Annotated in this window: 12 protein-coding genes; 3 read left to right on the forward strand and 9 right to left on the reverse strand. The window is 70.6% G+C overall.

The window, feature by feature from the left end; genetic code table 11:
- Nucleotides 1-97: 97 nt before the first annotated feature.
- The 4 genes from fdhD to ACJQWL_RS07965 form a co-directional block, all read right to left on the reverse strand.
- Nucleotides 98-910 carry a formate dehydrogenase accessory sulfurtransferase FdhD gene (fdhD, locus tag ACJQWL_RS07950; protein WP_330968099.1) on the reverse strand — a complete coding sequence of 271 codons (813 nt, stop codon included), beginning with the start codon at nucleotides 908-910 and terminating at the stop codon, nucleotides 98-100.
- A complete protein-coding gene (locus tag ACJQWL_RS07955) occupies nucleotides 895-1185 on the reverse strand; it encodes a hypothetical protein (RefSeq protein ID WP_330968100.1) in 291 nt (96 codons plus the stop codon). The genes fdhD and ACJQWL_RS07955 overlap by 16 nt, the downstream gene beginning before the upstream one ends.
- On the reverse strand, nucleotides 1182-3515 hold the full coding sequence (locus ACJQWL_RS07960; RefSeq protein ID WP_330968101.1) for an FdhF/YdeP family oxidoreductase: 2334 nt from the start codon (nucleotides 3513-3515) through the stop codon (nucleotides 1182-1184). Before ACJQWL_RS07960 ends, ACJQWL_RS07955 begins: the two co-directional genes overlap by 4 nt.
- Nucleotides 3516-3577: 62 nt before the next feature.
- Nucleotides 3578-3877, reverse strand: coding sequence for a hypothetical protein (locus ACJQWL_RS07965; protein ID WP_330968102.1), 300 nt, complete (start codon nucleotides 3875-3877; stop codon nucleotides 3578-3580).
- A 102-nt stretch (nucleotides 3878-3979) separates the two neighbouring features.
- On the opposite strand from ACJQWL_RS07965, the gene speG reads away from it, so the two are divergent.
- On the forward strand, nucleotides 3980-4576 hold the full coding sequence (gene speG, locus ACJQWL_RS07970; RefSeq protein ID WP_330968103.1) for a spermidine N1-acetyltransferase: 597 nt from the start codon (nucleotides 3980-3982) through the stop codon (nucleotides 4574-4576).
- Nucleotides 4577-4742: 166 nt separating this feature from the next.
- On the opposite strand, the gene ACJQWL_RS07975 is transcribed toward speG, so the two are convergent.
- The 4 genes from ACJQWL_RS07975 to ACJQWL_RS07990 form a co-directional block, all read right to left on the reverse strand.
- Nucleotides 4743-5666 (reverse strand): peptidylprolyl isomerase, encoded by a 924-nt coding sequence (locus ACJQWL_RS07975; RefSeq protein ID WP_411300846.1) that lies wholly within the window; start codon nucleotides 5664-5666, stop codon nucleotides 4743-4745.
- Nucleotides 5667-5917: 251 nt separating this feature from the next.
- Nucleotides 5918-6208 carry a TFIIB-type zinc ribbon-containing protein gene (locus ACJQWL_RS07980; protein WP_330968104.1) on the reverse strand — a complete coding sequence of 97 codons (291 nt, stop codon included), beginning with the start codon at nucleotides 6206-6208 and terminating at the stop codon, nucleotides 5918-5920.
- A 64-nt stretch (nucleotides 6209-6272) separates the two neighbouring features.
- Entirely contained in the window at nucleotides 6273-7577 is a 1305-nt protein-coding gene (locus ACJQWL_RS07985; protein ID WP_330968105.1) for a polyhydroxyalkanoate depolymerase, read from the reverse strand.
- A gap of 208 nt (nucleotides 7578-7785) precedes the next feature.
- Nucleotides 7786-8397 carry a methyltransferase gene (locus ACJQWL_RS07990; protein ID WP_330968106.1) on the reverse strand — a complete coding sequence of 204 codons (612 nt, stop codon included), beginning with the start codon at nucleotides 8395-8397 and terminating at the stop codon, nucleotides 7786-7788.
- A 68-nt stretch (nucleotides 8398-8465) separates the two neighbouring features.
- Here ACJQWL_RS07990 and ACJQWL_RS07995 point away from each other — a divergent pair, with 68 nt between their 5' ends.
- Nucleotides 8466-8891, forward strand: a complete 426-nt coding sequence (locus ACJQWL_RS07995; protein ID WP_330968107.1) for a CopD family protein — start codon at nucleotides 8466-8468, stop codon at nucleotides 8889-8891.
- Between the two features lie 270 nt (nucleotides 8892-9161).
- Here ACJQWL_RS07995 and ACJQWL_RS08000 read toward each other — a convergent pair whose 3' ends face one another.
- Nucleotides 9162-10862 carry an alkaline phosphatase gene (locus ACJQWL_RS08000; protein ID WP_330968108.1) on the reverse strand — a complete coding sequence of 567 codons (1701 nt, stop codon included), beginning with the start codon at nucleotides 10860-10862 and terminating at the stop codon, nucleotides 9162-9164.
- 163 nt (nucleotides 10863-11025) lie between these two features.
- On the opposite strand from ACJQWL_RS08000, the gene ACJQWL_RS08005 reads away from it, so the two are divergent.
- The gene (locus ACJQWL_RS08005; RefSeq protein WP_330968109.1) at nucleotides 11026-12315 is read left to right on the forward strand and encodes a dicarboxylate/amino acid:cation symporter; all 1290 of its coding nucleotides are present in this window, start codon (nucleotides 11026-11028) and stop codon (nucleotides 12313-12315) included.
- Nucleotides 12316-12358: the final 43 nt, after the last annotated feature.

Here is a 12358-nt window from a genome sequence, read left to right on the forward strand (position 1 = left end):
AGGTCGCGCAGCCGATCGGCGCGGGCATCGCCGAGGATAGCTGCCACGACGGGGCGCGGCATGGACGCGGTTGCGCCGCGTGAGCGGCGCTGGGCGGTCAGGTGTCCACGCGGTGCGGGTGGCTGTAGATGTTGAGCGCTCCGCCGCGGGCGAAGGCGGCCAGGGTCAGTCCGGCGGAGCGGGCGGTGGCGATGGCCAGGTCGGTGGGCGCCGAGATCGCCACCACCAGCCCGATGCCGGATGTCGCGGCCTTGTGCACGATCTCGTACGACGCGCGCGAGGTGATGACCAGGAAGCCCGCAGATGCGTCTCGACCGGCGTGGGCCAGTGCGCCTACCAGCTTGTCCACTGCGTTGTGCCTGCCCACGTCCTCGCGCACCAGCAGCACGCCACTTTGCGGATCGAACAGGCCGGCCGCATGCACGCCGCCGCTGGCGTCGTTGAGCGGCTGGTGCGAGGACAGCAGGTCCAGCGCGTGCGACACGTCGCGGCGGTCGAAACGCGTTGTGGCGGCTACCAGGGGCGGGGGCCGCATCGCCGCCTCGATCGACTCCACCCCGCACAGCCCGCAGCCACTGCGCCCGGCAATGCCGCGGCGCCGGGTGTCCAATGCGTCGAACCGCGCCTGCGGGATCGCGCCGTGCAGGGCGATGCCATCGACGTGGCGCACGGTGTCGACCAGGTTGAACTCGCCGGGGTCGGCCACGATGCCTTCGCCCAGCGCGAACCCGAGTGCGAAGTCCTGCAGGTCCGCAGGCGTGGCCATCATCACCGCGTGCGGATGGCCGTTGTAGAGCAGCGCGACCGCGGTCTCGGCGATGACCGTGTCGGCGTCGGTGCGGGCGTCGGCGTCGCCGTCGATGCGGAGGCGCTCGACCTGGGAGAGGGCCTCGCTCAGCGGTTCGCGCACAAGCGCTTGCCCTTTTCGGTCAGCCACAGGGTCAGGCGCTCGCCATCGCGACTGGTGGTGACCAGGTCAAGGCCGTCGAAGCGCGGGTCGCTGCCCAGCGCCGACAGCAGGCGCTGCAGTTCACTCAGGCCGATCTCCAGCCGCCGCGCCGCCCGGTGGATCGACTGGCCGTCCTCCTCCGCCAGCAGCCGAAGCAGGCGCAGCCCGGGCTCGTCGGGACGGCCGGTGGCAGGTCCGGGGGCGGGGGTGGCGTCGGTCGGGTCGGCGTCGCTCATGCGGGGCTCGCGCTGGGTTCCGGTGCGCCGGCGCGCGCCAGGCGCACCGGGATGGACTTCGAGGTCGGAGTGCGGGCGCGCTCGGCGTGGCTGTCGAGCGGCACCAGCGGATTGGTCTCCGGGAAGTAGCTTGCCAGACAGCCGCGCGGGATGTCGTAGGCCACCAGCAGGAAGCCGCGCACGGTGCGCTCGCCGTCGTGCCAGACCGAGGTGATGTCGACGCGTTCACCGTCCGCCATCCCTAGCGCGGCCAGGTCCTCGGCGTTGGCGAAGCACACCCGGCGCTCGCCATGCACGCCGCGGTAGCGGTCGTCCAGGCCATAGACCGTGGTGTTGTACTGGTCGTGCGAACGCAGGGTGGTGAGCTTGAACGGCGCAGTGGTCCTCGCCTCGCATTTCCTGGTACCGGCGCCGGCGCCGGCCCCGGCGGCTTGAGCCGAGTCGTCCACCAGCGGGTGGACGTAGAAGCCTGCCCGCCCCGAGGCGGTGGGAAACTCCAGGTGGCGGGCCGGGTGCCGCAGGTGGAAGCCGCCCGGCACGCGCACGCGGGCGTTGAAATCCTCGAACCCGTCCACCACCCGGGCGATCCGCTCGCGGATGCGGTCGTAATCCTCCACCAGCCAGCGCCACGGTGTGCGGCTGCGGGGCAGGGTGGCCTCGGCAAGGCGGGCGACGATGGCCGGCTCCGACAGCAGATGGCCGGATGCCGGCGGGTTCATCCCGGCCGACAGGTGCACCATGCTCATCGAGTCCTCCACCGTCACCGCCTGCGGCCCGCCCGCCTGCACGTCGATCTCCGTACGCCCAAGACAGGGCAGGATCAGCGCATCGCGACCGTGCACCAGATGGCTGCGGTTGAGCTTGGTGGCCACGTGTACGGTGAGCGCGCAGCGGCGCAGCGCGGCATGGGTCTGCGCGCTGTCGGGCGTGGCCGCGGCGAAGTTGCCGCCCATGGCGAAGAACACCGTGGCGCGGCCGTCGCGCATCGCTTCGATCGCGCCGATGGTGTCCAGCCCATCGGCGCGGGGAGGCGTGAACCCGAACGCCTCGCCTAGCCGGTCCAGCAAAACGGGATCGGGTTTCTCGTGGATGCCCATCGTGCGGTCGCCCTGCACGTTGGAGTGGCCGCGCACCGGGCACGGCCCCGCGCCGGGCCGCCCGATGTTGCCGCGCAGCAGCAACAGGTTCATCAGCATCTGGATGGTGGCGACGCTGCGCCGGTGCTGGGTAATGCCCATGCCCCAGCACAGGATGGTCGCGGGACTGTCGATGTAGACCCGTGCGGCGCCCTCCAGCTGCGCCCGGGAAAGCCCCGACTCGCGTTCCAGGTCGGCCCACCGGACGCTGCGCAGGGAGGCGGCCAGGGCCTCATGGCCCGTCGTATGCGTGTCGATGAAGCCAGGGTCGATCGCGTCGCGTTCCACCACGACCTTGGCGATCCCCATCGCCACCGCCAGGTCGCCACCGATGCGAGGCTGGAAGTAGTGCGACGCGATGCGCGTGCTTCCCCCCAGCAGTTCCGACGGCACCTTGGGATCGGAGAAGCGCTCCAGGCCGCGTTCGCGCAACGGGTTGAAGGCCACGATCGGGCAGCCGCGGCGGGCGGCGCTGCGCAGCTCGGTGAGCATGCGCGGGTGGTTGGTGCCGGGGTTCTGGCCGAACACGAAGATCGCGCCCGCGTGTTCGAAATCCTCCAGCGTGACCGAGCCCTTGCCGCTGCCGATCTGCTCGCCGAGGGCGATACCCGAAGGCTCGTGGCACATGTTGGAACAGTCAGGCAGGTTGTTGGTGCCGAACTCGCGTACGAACAGCTGGTAGAGGAAGGCCGCTTCGTTGGACGTGCGGCCGGAGGTATAGAACACCGCCTCGTCGGGCGAGGCCAGGGCATTCAGCGCGGCGGCGATGCGCGCGAACGCCGCGTCCCAGCCGATGGGCAGGTAACGGTCCGTCCCGGCGTCGTAGGCCATCGGTTGAGTCAGCCGCCCCTGGGCTTCCAGCGCGTGGTCATCCCACGTCGCCAGCTCGTCCACCGGGTGGGCGGCGAAGAAGTCGGCGGCAACGCGCCTGGAGGTGGCCTCGTTGGCGACCGCCTTGACCCCGTTCTCGCAGAACTCGAAGGAGGAGTGGCCGTTGCGGTCCGGCCACGCGCAGCCGGGGCAGTCGAAGCCGGCCGGCTGGTTGGTCGACAGCAGGGTGTGCGCACCCTTGAGCAGCACATGGTGGCCGCGCAGCGCCTGCCAGCTGCTCCTGATTGCGTCGGCGCCGCCGGCGGGCTTGTCGTAGGGCTCGACCTGGGGCGGGTCACGCGGCGGGGGCGGGGCGTCGGGCATCGCGGTCCGGGTGGACGGGAGGCCCGGGCATCATAGCCCCGGCCCGCGACTTCGACCGGGTGTCAGTCCTCGTCGCCGTCGGATTCGAACTCCACCAGCACCCCGAGGTCGAACGCCAGTGCTTCCACCGCCTGGCGCACCTTGTTGGCGGTGGAGCGGTTGGGCGCTTCGATTTCCAGTGCGTGGGTGTCGTCGCCATTGAGGTCGCTCAACCCGGCGGAGCTGGAATCGGGATCGTCCATGTGCGGCATGAGATCGCTCACTTCCTCGACGTGTTCGATCCCGTCGATGCTGTGGAGAAGGTTGGCGATCGCGCGTGCCTGGTCGTTGTCGCCGGTGATGCGGATGCGGATCTGTGGCATGGCCTGGGCAGTCGTGGAGAGGGGCCTGCAGGCTAGGCAGCGCAAGGCTAAAAATACGTGACGGCAGTGCGTTGCCGCCGGCTGCTGCGGTACCTTGGCGCCATGGAAACCAATGCCGAAGACACCCCCACGCCCCCCGCGGCACGCACGGACGCCCCCCCGGTCGCGGCACGCGTCACCCTGCGCCCGCTGGAGCGCGGCGACCTGCACTTCGTGCACGTGCTCAACAACAACCGCAGCGTCATGGGCTACTGGTTCGAGGAGCCGTACGAGTCGTTCGTGGAGCTGGAGGAGCTGTACCGCAAGCACATCCACGACCAGTCCGAGCGCCGGTTCATCGTCGAGGACGACCATGGCGAGCGCGTGGGGCTGGTGGAGCTGGTCGAGATCGACCACCTGCACCGGCGTGCCGAGTTCCTGGTCATGATCTCGCCCGGCCACCAGGGCCGCGGCTTCGCCACCGCCGCCACGCGCCGGGCGATCAACTACGCCTTCCGGGTCCTGAACCTCTACAAGCTCTACCTGCTGGTGGACGTCGACAACGCCCGTGCGATCCGCATCTACGAGCGAGCCGGGTTCCAGCGCGAAGGTCTGCTCGTGGACGAGTACTTCAGCGACGGGCGCTACCGCAGCGTGATCCGCATGGCGCTGTTCCAGCACCAGTCGCTGGGCAGCGACGAGGGGCGACGGGACGCGTAGCGCGACCGCCGGCCCCGTCCCGGCCGGCACCCCCGTGCGGTGAACGTCGCTTTCCATCTGGACACCGCACGGGCTAAGCCGGGGGTGGAGAACGCCATCGCTCCGGCCCTCGCCGGGGTGCCGGGACAGGGCGTGCTACCCGGTTCGCGCCGCAGCGCCCGGGGACTCAATCGTCGGTGGCTTCGCTATCGGGTGCCGCCCGCACCGGCAGCGGCACGTTGCACAGGTCGATATGGCCGGCCGGGGTCTTGTACCAGGCGTCGCGGCGGTTGCGGCGAGCCTCCACCAGTTCGTCGAACAGCGCCGTGTCGGTGCGCATCACCTGCAGCGCGCTGCGCTCGGCCTCGGGCACCTCGGAGGCCAAGCGGATGGCGCGGATCGGGGTGCGCTCTTCCGCACTCTCGTAGAAGCCCAGCGGCCCGGTGCCGCGCGGCAGGGCCGACAGGCGCTCGATGCCCTGCAGGACCCGGCCGACCAAAGTGATGTTGCGGTCCAGCTGGCGCGGCGACTGGCCGGTCACCACGTACAGCTCGGTGCCGTTGCTCGAGTCGGCGGCCATGTCGCGGCCGGCGCCGACCATGCCGTAGCAGTGCGCCAGCCAGGCGGTCCCCGCATCGGGATGGCGCGCCGCCGGGAAGCCGTCGACGAAACCGACCTGCGGCGCCCAGCCATCGGGGTCGGGAAGCGGGTGGAAGTCGAGCCCCGCGGCCTGGCGCACGAATTCGGCCGGCAGCTTCGCCTTCGCTTCGCCCAGCGGCTTGCGGTCGGCCTCCTCCTCGGCGGGATCGCCCCACTGCACCACGAAGTTGTCGTGCGAACGGTTGATGCTCAGGCCGTCCCAGTAGTGGCCACGGGCCAGGGCGCGGATGTTGGCGGCGTGCTCCGGGGCGAAGTCCGGTGCCAGCTCGATCACCACGCGGCCGCTTTCAAGCTCCAGGTAGAGCGTGTCCTCGTGGGCGGGGGTGCGCCAATCGCCCGGCGTGGCGGCGGCGATGATCTCGTCCATGCTGCGGGCCGGCACCGGGTTTGACGTCGGCTGCGGCTGCGGTCCGGGCGCCTGTGCCAGCGTCGGGCCGGTGCTGGCGAGCATCAGGCCCAGGACCAGAAGGAGGGGGCGGCGGGCGAAGGTCGGGGTGGTCGGCACGGGCGTGGGCTCCTGGGGAGTGGGTCGGCCGATTCTGGCGCAGCCGGCCGCGCTTGTCCGGGGTGCGTGCCCGTGTACCGCGAAGCCGGCGCGCGCCCGCCTCGCGCGGTCCCCGGGCAGCCGGCCCGGTTCACGGGTCCGGCTGTGGTCTGCGAGCCCCCTGTGTCAGGGCCGCCCCGGGATAAAGGGGTCCGGGGTCAGAAGTCGAAGATGTCCCCCAGCAGGCTCTTCTTCTTGCGGTACTTGTGCTCGCCCTGGTACTCCCGCTCGCCCCGGTAACCGGGCTGCTGCGGGTGCTGCGGGGCATGTTGGACCGGCGGCGGCGCGGGCGCGGCGGCGGCGGGTGCCAGGTCGGCCGAGGAGCGCTCGATGATCTTGTCGAGCTCCCCGCGGTCCAGCCACACGCCGCGGCACTGGGGGCAGTAGTCGATCTCGATGCCCTGGCGGTCGGTCATCGACAGCGCGACATCACAGGCGGGACACTTCATTGGCGGCTCCAGTCAGGACGGAACCGCTGATCTCGGGATGCCCGCCCCCACTTTCAACGGGGCCTCACTTTTTCCGTGTCTTCTTTGCGGGCCGCGCGGGCTTGGCCCGCGGCGCAGCCACCGGCTCGGCGTACCGGGCGATGAAGTCGCGCACCTGCGGGTAGACCTGGGTGCGCCAGCGGCGGCCGCTGAAGATGCCGTAGTGGCCGGCGCCTTCGACCTCCAGGTGCTGCTGGTCCTCGGCGGGAATGCCGGTGCACAACCGGTGCGCGGCGCGCGTCTGGCCCTGTCCGGAGATGTCGTCCAGTTCCCCTTCGATGGTCAGCAGCGCGGTGCCGGTGATCCTTGACGGGTCCACCGTCTCGCCCGACACCTGCCATTCGCCCCGCGGCAGCAGGTGCTGCTGGAACACCACGCGGATCGTGTCCAGGTAGTAGTCGGCCGGCATGTCCAGCACGGCGTTGTACTCGTCGTAGAAACGGCGGTGCGACTCGGCGTCTTCAAGGTCGCCCGCGACCAGGTGCTGGTAGAAGTCCCAGTGCGATTGCGCGTGGCGCTCGGGGTTCATCGCCATGAAGCCGCCGTGCTGCAGGAAGCCCGGGTAGACGCGGCGCCCGCGGCCGGGGTAGTTCGCCGGCACCTGGTGGATCACGTTGTTCTCGAACCACCACAAGGGCCGGTGCACGGCCAGGTCGTTGACCTGGGTGGGGCTCTCGCGGGTGTCGATCGGCCCGCCCATCATCACCAGCGAGCGCGGCGTGGTTTCCCCGCGAGCGGCCATCAGCGAGACGGCGGCCAGCACCGGTACGGTCGGCTGGCAGACGCTGATCACGTGCAGGTCTTCCGCGCCGATGGTGCGGATGAACTCCTCGATGTAGGCCACGTAGTCATCGAGGGTGAACCCGCCTTCGCTGGACGGCACCATCCGCGCGTCGATCCAGTCGGTGACGTAGACCTTGTGGTCGCGCAGCAGCGTGCGCACGGTGTCCCGCAGCAGGGTGGCGTGGTGGCCCGACAGCGGCGCGACCACCAGTACCGGCGGGTCGTCCTTGAGCTCGGCGATGTGGCCGGCGTCGTCGGCATAGCGCTTGAAGCGCAACAGCCGGCAGAACGGCTTGCGCAGCATCTCGCGTTCGATCACCGGGTAGGTGCGGCCCTCGTGCTCCAGTGAATGGAGGTCGAACTGTGGCTTTTCGTAGTCCTTGCCGACCCGGTACAGCAGCTCGTATCCCGCCGCCATGCGGGTGGCGCCGGGGATCGTGGACAGCCAGCTGCCGGGCGCGCCGAACATCTTGGAACCGGCGTCGGCCCAGTAGGTCATCGGCGCCATCCATGCGCGGCCAAGCTCGTGCATCTGGTAGAGCAGCATTACGGGTCACCGGGGTCTAGTGGGCGGCGCATAGCGCCATGCTGCGTTGCAGCATACCGTACGAGGGCAGTGGGGAGATGAACCCGCGGGGCACCGTGCGCTTGGAACAGCCGTGTAGGAGCGACGTAAGTCGCGATTTGCAGCATCCGGTGTGACGGATCGCGACTTACGTCGCTCCTACAGGTGCGGTCGCGACCACGGCATGGCCTCACGTTCCCGGCACCTCCAACGCCACCGCATCGCCCCGCAGCGCCGGCGACAGCCACAGGTGCGAACCCAGCGCCACGAAACCGGCGGCCGCGAAGCGCTCGCGGTAGAACCGTGCCGGCCGGCGCTTGAAGCCGTGGGTGTCGCCGTCGATGCCGTCTTCGCGGGTGAAGGTCTCCAGGAACGCCACGCCGCCGCACAGCTCGGCCACGCCGGGCAGTCCGCGGTCGAACTCGCGCGCATCCAGGTAGTGCAGCACGTCGCTGCACACCAGCAGGTCGACGGGCGCGCACGGGCGCAGCATTGCGAAGTCGCCGAACGCGGCCTGGTGCACGTTTCGCCGCGCACCGAAGCGTTCCACCGCGTAGTGGCTGCTGTCGAAGCCCAGGTAGGCCACGCGCGGACGCAGCCTGCGCAGTGGCGCGCGCCACGCGCCTTCGCCGCAACCGATGTCGAGCACGCTGCGGATCGGACGTTCCAGGTGGTACTCGGCGGTCGCCACCGCCAGCGCGACCTTGCGCGCCAGCCGTGCGGCGCCGCCGATGGCCGCCGACTTCAGCGCCGGGTCGCGGTACCAGCGCTCGAAATAGGCATGGTCGTAGTGCTTGGTCATGGAGGGCCGGATTACGGGGGCGTGGCATCCTAGCGCGTCGCATCGACGCCAAATTCCGGGACCGCCGCATGAATGCCTACATCTGGACCAAGACCGCCCACCTGGTGTTCGTCATCGCCTGGATGGCGGCGGTGTTCTACCTGCCGCGCCTGCTGGTGAACCTGGCCGAGGCGGGGGACGTCGCGCCGGTGCGCGAGCGGCTGCTGCTGATGGGGCGGCGGCTGTACGGGTTCGGGCATGCCATGTTCGCCCTCGCACTGCTGCCGGGGCTGGCGCTGTGGATGCACTTCGGCATGGCCGGCGGCTGGCTGCACGCCAAGCTGGCACTGGTCGCGCTGATGCTGGCGTACTACATCGTCGCCGGCCGCTGGCTCAAGGGCGTGGCGGCGGGAACGAAGACGTTGCCATCTTCGCGCGCGCTGCGCTGGTTCAACGAACTGCCGGTGTTGCTGATGGTTGCGGTCATCTGGCTGGTGCTGGCCAAGCCGTTCTGACGCGGCGCGCACCGTCAATCGGCCCGGCAGCGGCCTTAGCCGCACGCCCTTGTAGGAGCGACGTAAGTCGCGATAGGCCAGGCCCCATCCAGTATCCGGTGCGCCGCCGATCGCGACCCACCGCGCTCCCACACCGGCCTCGTGATCCGGATCGCGGCAGGAGCCGCACCTGCGCGCGAGGCACGGAACGCCGGGAAGTTCGCGGACCCGGGTGCGCTGCGCTTACCCGGCTCTACTTCGCTGGCTTGCCTTGCCGATCCGCTCGCGCCCTCAGGGCGCGAAGGCGGCGGGGTCCGGCAGTTCGACCGGGACGCCCCGTGCATTGCACAGGCCGCGCGCGCACAGCGCCTGGCGCAGCCGGGGCGTGGCCTGCAGCATGAAATGGAAAACCGCGTTCTGCTCGACCGTGCCACGCACCGCTTCGCTGCCGGGGCCGCGCGCCCAGATGCCGACGTCGTCGCCGCCGTGGGTCTCGTCCTCCAGCGGGACCGTCGCCTCCTGCTGGAAGTACGTGTCGCCGGTATCCACGTCGGTCAGGTCCGGCCGGCCCTTGCGGGGTTCGAAACCGTCCTTGGCCGAATAGAAGGTGATCGGCTCGGGCGGCTGGGCCTTGTTGAAGCCGCGGTACCCGGGGCCGTTGGCGTAGCCGAGCGTGGTGTAGGGCAGCCCCAGTCCGTCGCGCGCCAGCACGTGGCCGCCGTCGCTCCGCGAGTGCTCCACCTTGCCGAGGATCGGATTGCCGCGACGCGGATACCCGCCGAAGGTCAGCGTGTGCCCGTGGTCGGCGGTCACCACGATCAGCGTGTCGTCCTGCGAGGTGGCGTCGATGGCGGCCTGCACGGCATCGCTCAACGCCACGGTGTCGTCCAGCGCGCGGATGGCATTGCCGTAGTGGTGGGCGTGGTCGATGCGGCCGGCTTCTACCAGCAGCACGAACCCCGCCTCGCTCCCCCGCAGCCGGTTGATGGCCTCGCGCGTGAGCTGGGCGAGCGACGGTTCGCCACCGGCGTCGCCCGCGCGGTCGTGCTCGAACTGCATGTGCCCGGGTTCGAACAGGCCCAGGACGGGAGCATCCAGCGGCGCGGATGCCAGCTGGTCGGCATTCCAGGCGAAGGTGCCGCCGGGATTGCGCTGTTGCCATTCGGCGATCAGGTCGCGGCCGTCGCGGCGCAGGCCCGGCCGGGTGTCGGGGTACTCCGGGTCTGGGCGGGTCGAGGGCATGAAGTGCGCGCGCCCGCCTCCCAGCAGCACCCGTGGGGCGCGGCCCGCCGGCAACTCGACGAATTGCCGGGCGATGTCGATGCAGCCCTGATCGCGCCCGGCGGCCGACAACTGGCTGTCGTCCTCCCAGTCGCGGCTGGCGCTGCGGGTGAAGGTGGCCGCCGGCGTGGCATGGGTCAGCCGCGCGGTGCTGACCACGCCGGTGGCCATGCCGGTTGCCGCGGCCACCTCCCACAGCGACAGCAGCGGGGCCTGCAGCGCCCCGGCGCAATCGCCCTTGGACGGCGCCGGGCCGATGTTGACCACGCCCGCGCGCGTCTTGACGCCGGTGACCATGGCGGTGATCGTCCCGGCGGAATCCGGGGTCTGCTTGTCGGTGTTGTAGGTCTTGGCGAACGCGGTGGCCGGGAACCGGTCCCAGGCGAGCTGGTTTTCCTCGCCGCTCCCGCCGTTGCGCTGGCCCTGGTGGATGCGCGCGGCGGTGACGGTGGTCAGGCTCATGCCGTCGCCGACGAACAGGATCACGTTGCGTGCCCGCCCCTCCATTGCGCCGCGCTCGGCGGCCTGCGCCGCGCCTGCACGGAACCACCACGCGGCGGTCTCGCCTTCCGGTCGCTGGATCGCAGGTACGTCGACATTCCATGCCGGTGCACTCGCGGCCTGGCGTGGCACGTATGGCGCCGTGGCGCACGCGGTGACCAGCGTCAGGGCAAGGGCAACGGCAACGCAGGCGCTACACGGTCGCGGCATCGGATGCACCGGGTTGGAAACAGCCCGCGATTATGCCGGCCCATTGTTTCCGCCGTGGGACGCCACCGTCCCGCCGGTGGCGTCGCCGCGCGCGCCGCGGTTCGCTACTGTGCGCGGTCACCCAACATCCGCCCGGGCGCATCGGTCGGGAGAGGCACAGGCAATGACCCTGGTTTCGGCATGGTTCCGCATTCCCTTCTGGCAGCGTGTGCTGGCCGGTTTCGTGCTGGGCGCGCTGGCGGGCTGGTTGATGGGGCCGGCCGCAGAGACCTGGTTCGGGCCGCTGGGCACGGTGTACGTCACCCTGATCAAGATGATCGCGGTGCCGCTGGTGTTGTTCGCGGTGATCAACGCGGTGGCCTCGCTGCACGGGCAGAAGTCGGTGGCCGCCCTCGGCGGACGCACCTTCCTGTGGTTCGCCGCCACCGCCGCGCTGGCCGTGGCGGTGGGGCTGGGCGTGGGCTGGTGGCTGCAGCCGGGCCTCGGGCTGGGCGGGCTGGCGATGGCACCGGACTACACGGTGCGCGAAATCCCGTCGCCGGTGCAGGTGCTGCTGGACATCGTGCCGGGCAACCCGTTCAAGGCGCTGGCGGACGGAAAGATCCTGCAGGTCATCGTCTTCGCCGGGCTGGTCGGTTTCGCGCTGGTCAAGCTGGGCGAGAAGACCGCCGGGCTGCGCAGGCTGGCCGGCGAGGCCAGCGAGGTGATGATCCAGGTCACCCGCTTCGTGCTCGAGTTCACCCCCCTGGGCACGTTCGGCCTGATCGCCGCGCTGGTGGGCAGCTACGGGTTCGAGCGCCTGTTGCCGCTGGGCACGTTCGTCTTCGCGCTGTACCTGGCGTGCGCGTTGCACATCGTCGTGGTCTACGGCGGGCTGCTGGCCGCACACGGGCTCAACCCGCTCAAATTCTTCCGCGGCGCCGCGCCCGGCATGCAGGTGGCCTTCGTCAGCTCCTCCAGCTTCGCCTCCCTGCCGGTGGCGATGCGTGCGGTCACCCACAACCTGGGCGTGGACAGGGACTACGCGGCGTTCGCGGTGCCGCTGGGGGCCAGCATCAAGATGGACGGCTGCGGAGCAATCTTCCCGGCGCTGACCTCGATCTTCGTCGCCCAGTACTTCGGCCTGCAGCTGGAGCCGACGCAGTACCTGATCATCCTGCTGGCCTCGGTGCTCGGCAGCTTCGGCACCGCGGGCGTGCCCGGCACCGCCATCGTCATGGTCACGCTGGTGCTGAGCGCGGCGGGGCTGCCGTTGGAAGGCATCGGCTACCTGGTCGCCATCGACCGCGTGCTCGACATGATGCGCACCATGACCAACGTCACCGGCCAGATGCTGGTGCCGGTGCTGGTCGCGCGCGAAACGGGCCTGCTGGACGAGGCGACCTACAACGCCGCCTCCAGCAATGTCGGATTGGCGCCGGACGAGGGTGGATCGCCCGAACGCGCCGGCTAGGCCTCCCCGGGCACCCCGTCCCAGGGGGGCGGGGTATGGGGGA

This window comes from Novilysobacter viscosus, assembly GCF_046600715.1.
Classification (GTDB): domain Bacteria; phylum Pseudomonadota; class Gammaproteobacteria; order Xanthomonadales; family Xanthomonadaceae; genus Lysobacter_C; species Lysobacter_C viscosus.